A 2,002-nucleotide genomic window follows, 5' to 3' on the forward strand; every position below is an offset into this window, starting at 1 on the left:
GTTCTGCGCCAGTACATCGAGCAGCAAAACCGGCCGAGTTAGGGCACGCTCGGGCCTAGCGGCCCTCCCGCGCGGGCCTTCACCCCCGGCCTGAAGGACTCTGTTGCCCAATTCGGCGGCAGGCCATGCTGCGAGTTCTAGGTCGGTGAAGTGGGATGTTCGGGTGGTTCCCAAGGGGGTGTTGGTGAGCCAGGCGTCCAGGCGGATGAGGTTGATCGCGGAGGCGGTGAGTATGACACCGAGGTGGGCCTTGGCCAGGCCGATATAACGGGATCGGCGCATACCCGTGCGGACTGCTTGGGAGATCGTTGCTTCGACTCCTGCCCGGATCTTGTAGCGCTCTTTCCAGGCATCGGTGTGTTGTTCGTGCCGAGCGTGTTGCAGCGCCTCGTGCTGGTCGCGGGGGCGGACGGTGAGCTGGCGTAGCCCGATCGTGGCGGTGGTGCACTGTGAGCGCAGTGGACAGGGGCCGCAGTCACGGCTTCGGAAAGCGATCTTGATGACCGGTGCACCGCGGCTGAGCTCCTGCCGCCACCTGCTGCTGGTGTGGCCTGCCGGGCAGGTTGCGTGCTGCTGGTCGAAGTCGATGGCGAAGGCGTCCAGGCCGAACCCGTCCCCCGTGCGAGCCTGGCGGCTGGTGGAGAACTGGACCGGCCCTAGCAGGTCGATGCCGTACCTGCCGCGGGCTCGGACCAGATGAGGGGCACTGATATAGCCGGCGTCGACCGCGTGCTCGGCGGGCAGCAGATCGCGTGCTGCCAGGTCGTCATGGATGGCGGCGGTCAGCTGAGAGTCCTCCACGGTGGCGTCGGTGGTCGCCACGTGGGTAATCAGATGGGGCGCATCCGGCTCACAGGTCTCGGTCAGGTGCGCCTTGTAGCCGGCCCAGCCGGTCCCGCGTTTGACCCCGTACCGCGCGTCGGGATCATACGGCGAGGCCGGCCGGAGTCTTCCCGGCGGCAGATCCTTGCCCTGCCGCACACGCACCTCCCCCGCCTGGCGGTAGAACTGCTGGATCCACGACTCACGCATGATCTGCACGGCCGGGACCTGCCGCAGCCACGCAGGCGCGGCCGGATCATAGATCCGCTCCAGCAGCGCATGACCATCCACGCCGACCTGCCACAGCCAGGCATCCCGGGCGACCTCGCGGTCCGGCAGGCGGTAGGCATCGACGCGTTGGCCGTAGCGTTCCTGCCAGGTGGCCGGCGCCCACCCGGCCAGCCAGCCCGGCGCGGCAGCGGCCAGCGCGTTCAACGCCGAGCGCATCACCTCACCCACAAACTCGGCCCGGTTCAGCGACCGCACCGCGCCCAGCACGTGCGTGGAATCGGTGCGCTGACGCCCGCCGCTGCGCAGAAAACCCAGCTCACCCAGACGCTCCAAAAGCAACTCCAGGATGTGTTCCTCTTGGCCGTGCGCCACCAGCCGGGCACGGAAGCCGCTGAGCACTGAAAAGTCGAAGCCCGGATCGTCCAACTCCAGCCCGAGCGCATATTTCCACTCGATCCGGCCGCGGACCGCATCGGCCGCCTGCCGATCGGACAGGTTCTCCGCGTACTGCAACACCAAGACCAGCGCCAACTGCCCCGGTGACAGCCCGGGACGCCCTCGCACTCCGAACATGCCCGCGAACTCCTCGTCAGCGAACAACGGGCCCAGCGCGTCCCGGATGCGGATCGCCGGCGTCTCCTTCGGAAAAGCCGCCCGCGCCACCCGCGCGGTCATCTCGGGAATCTCTGGCCAAGACCGCGGCCGCATCGACACCACAGGCTCCTCTCCACCGCCCGGCCAGAAGGACCCGAGCAGAGACAGCACATCCTGGACCAGAAAACGATCAACGCGAAGAAGACACACCGAATTGGGCAACAGAGTCCTGAAGGCCGGAGCACTGGCCCGCATTTGGTAGCAGCAGGATGGGCACCACCAGGGCGGCGATGCCGTACGCGACGGTCGCCCTCCCCCAGCGGTCGTCGCCCCCTTGGGCCCGCAGGATCAGCAC

Annotated in this window: 1 pseudogene; it reads right to left on the reverse strand. The window is 67.9% G+C overall.

Annotation, left to right across the window (positions count from 1 at the left end):
* Positions 1 to 78: 78 nt before the first annotated feature.
* Positions 79 to 1,767, reverse strand: a pseudogene (locus ACFFRH_RS44060) (IS1182 family transposase); the annotation flags it as partial.
* Between the last annotated feature and the right edge of the window lie 235 nt (positions 1,768 to 2,002).

Origin of the sequence: Streptosporangium vulgare, assembly GCF_042428775.1 — a bacterium.
Taxonomy (GTDB): Bacteria; Actinomycetota; Actinomycetes; order Streptosporangiales; family Streptosporangiaceae; genus Streptosporangium; species Streptosporangium vulgare.